Source organism: Streptomyces sp. NPDC006476 (assembly GCF_040612015.1).
Lineage (GTDB): Bacteria > Actinomycetota > Actinomycetes > Streptomycetales > Streptomycetaceae > Streptomyces > Streptomyces griseorubiginosus_B.
Map to the genome: position 1 here is coordinate 1 of NZ_JBEXPK010000245.1, position 2,550 is coordinate 2,550.

Below are 2,550 nucleotides of genomic sequence, written 5' to 3' on the forward strand. Positions count from 1 at the left end.
CAGCAGCGGGTGGCGGACAAGAGCAACGAGGTCCCGGCGCTGGCACCGCTGTTGTCGGTGCTCGACCTGCAGGGGGTGGTGGTGACGGCGGACGCACTGCACACGCAGGTGGAGACGGCGAAGGTGCTGGTGGAGGAGATGGGCGCGCACTTTGTGCTGGTGGTGAAGCGGAACCAGCCGGCGTTGTGGGAGGCGTGCCGGTCGATCCCGTGGAGCGAGGTGACGGCCCGGCACAAGGAGAGCGAGGTCGGACACGGCCGGCGGGAGACGCGGGTGGTACAGGCAGTGACGTGGACATCCCTGGCGTTTCCCCACGTCAGACAGGTTGCCCGGGTCACCCGGCACCGCACCGACCGGGCGACGGGTAAGCGGACGCGGGAGACGGTCTACCTGATCACCGACCTGTCGGCGCCCGAGGTGGCCCCTGAGATGCTCGGGCGGTACGCGAGGGGCCACTGGGGATCCTGGTGGCTAATTCGATCAGCCGGTGAGGGCGAAATCGAGGCGTGCGAGGTGGCTTGTCCGTGTCCGGTCGAGTGGGTGGCCGTTCCACCAGGCGTTCAACCGGATCAGGTTGATGGCGGTGGCGCTGAAGGCGTGGTCGAGGTGAGTTTTAGCCAAGCCGCGATAGCGCGCCCGGCGGATTCGGGTCACGGCGATGGCCTGTCGTATCGTGCCCTCCACACCGGAGCGCAGGGCGTAGTCATCCTTCCAGTCCTTGGTCTGCTGGTGGGTGCGGGCGGTGCGCATCGCTTCGGTCACATCCCTTCGCTGCAGGGATAGTTGACGTCGTTTCGCTCTGGTGCACTGTCCCTTGAAAGGGCAGGGGACGCAGTCGCGGGCAGCGAAGGAGACGACGGTCTTGGGCCTGCCGTCTTGCACCACGGGGTTCCAGGAGGCGCTCACCTGTCCGGCCGGGCAGGTGACCTGTTCGCCCTCCCAGTTGATCTGAAAGTCATCGGCGGCGAAGCCGGCCCTGTCCTTGCCCTGACGGGAGCGGTCGAGCAGGATCGGCGCGATCAGGGCAACACCGTAGTCACACCGTGATGCGACGATCAGTTCGGCACTGGGATAGCCGGAGTCGAGGTAGTGCTCCACCGGCAGCAGACCACGCCGTTGCTGCTGCCGGTGGATGCCTTCCAGAGCCATGCTGTCGGACAGGGTGGAGGCGGTGGTGGCGACATTCGTGATCAGGTTCGCAGTCGCGCCCGGAGCGTTGCCCGTGTCCTGGGCCCGGCAGCTTTCCGAGATGTGCAGCTTGAACCCGTTCCAGAAGGTGTCGCGCTTGGCCGACCAGCGTGCATCGGTGTCATAGGGAGAGGAGAGACGGTGTTCACCGGGCGGGAGGCCGTCCCCGCCCTCGGACTGCTTCTCCCGCCGCTTGACCACCTCCCGCCCGTTGCCCGCCACGGTCCGGGTGTAGTTCTGCAGCAGCACGATGCGCAGAGTCTGCACGGCGGGCAGCTGGCGCAGCCACGCCGGCTGCCCGGGCGAATGAAGCGCGCCCAGCAGGGCGAAGCCATCCCGGCCGAAGTCCAGGGCCAAGGCGTCCTTCTTCGTCTTGGAGGTCGGCATGCGCCAGGAGTCGATACGTTCCGCATACCGATCGGACCAGGAGGCGTCCACAACATCGGTGAGCCAGTGGGGTGCCGCACTGGACAGGGCCTCCAGGGCGGCACGAACGGACTCCCCTGCCAGCTCAAGACGGTTCAAGTCCCTTACTGCGGCGATCACATGGGTGGAGTCGGTGCGCTGCTTGCCTCCGACGCCCAGCAGGCCGTGCTCGACCAGGGTGGCCAGCAGCAGGTCCAGTGTCCGCTCCTCCAGGCCATGGGCCACCACCCGGCTGCGGAACTCCGAGAGCACACTGTGGTCGAAGCCGGGGTCGGTCAGGGAGAGCCCGAGGGCGTATTTCCAGGCCAGGTTCTCCCGGACCTGGCCAGCCGCCTGACGGTCAGTGAGGTCTTCGGCCTTCTGCAGCACCGTCACCAGCGCGAGTCTGCCCGGGGACCAGCCGGGCTTGCCACGCTGCCCAAATGCCGCCGCGAACTCCCCGTCGCCGAACAGCTCACCGAGCCGGTCACGGACCTGCACAGCCAGCGGCCGCTCCCGCTTGCCGCGATACATCGCCGCGATCGCCGCAGCGATCTGGGGATCCGGCCCCGGCCAGGGCTGGGGCTGCATCGACACCGTCCACGCTCCGTCCTGCGGCAGAAGCCACAAGACTGCCGCAGAACCATGATCCACACACGGGCTGACGAACGTCACCCCGAATTAGCCACCAGGATCACTGGGGCGTGGAAAACAAGATCCATTATGTGCGGGATGTGACGTTCGGCGAGGACGCCTCGCGCATCCGCAGCGGCCACGGACCGCAGAATGCCTCGACGTTGCGAACTGTGGCCATGAACTACCTCCGCACCATGGGCAGTTCCATCGCGGACGCCAAGCGCCGGATCGCCCTGTCACCCCACAAGGCACCCCTGGACCTCTTCGGCGTACCCACCGACCTGCGACTTTGCTGAAAAATTCGACTTTGCGTCAGCCCTG

At 67.0% G+C, this 2,550-nt stretch carries 2 protein-coding genes and 1 pseudogene; 2 read left to right on the plus strand and 1 reads right to left on the minus strand.

Annotated features, from left to right (window positions below; translation table 11 throughout):
• Window positions 1-57 precede the first annotated feature (57 nt).
• Window positions 58-402, plus strand: a pseudogene (locus tag ABZZ74_RS53595) (ISAs1 family transposase); the annotation flags it as partial.
• A 78-nt stretch (window positions 403-480) separates the two neighbouring features.
• Here the strand turns inward: ABZZ74_RS53595 and ABZZ74_RS53600 are convergent.
• Window positions 481-2,184, minus strand: coding sequence for an IS1182 family transposase (locus ABZZ74_RS53600; RefSeq protein ID WP_356951368.1), 1,704 nt, complete (start codon window positions 2,182-2,184; stop codon window positions 481-483).
• Window positions 2,185-2,297: 113 nt separating this feature from the next.
• Here ABZZ74_RS53600 and ABZZ74_RS53605 point away from each other — a divergent pair, with 113 nt between their 5' ends.
• Complete coding sequence (locus ABZZ74_RS53605; RefSeq protein ID WP_356951367.1) at window positions 2,298-2,525, plus strand: hypothetical protein; 228 nt, start codon at window positions 2,298-2,300, stop codon at window positions 2,523-2,525.
• Window positions 2,526-2,550: the final 25 nt, after the last annotated feature.

Bases quoted from the DNA above. Each gene is read 5' to 3' on its own strand.
- ABZZ74_RS53600 (WP_356951368.1), bottom strand. From the start codon at position 2,184: ATGCAGCCCCAGCCCTGGCCGGGGCCGGATCCCCAGATCGCTGCGGCG.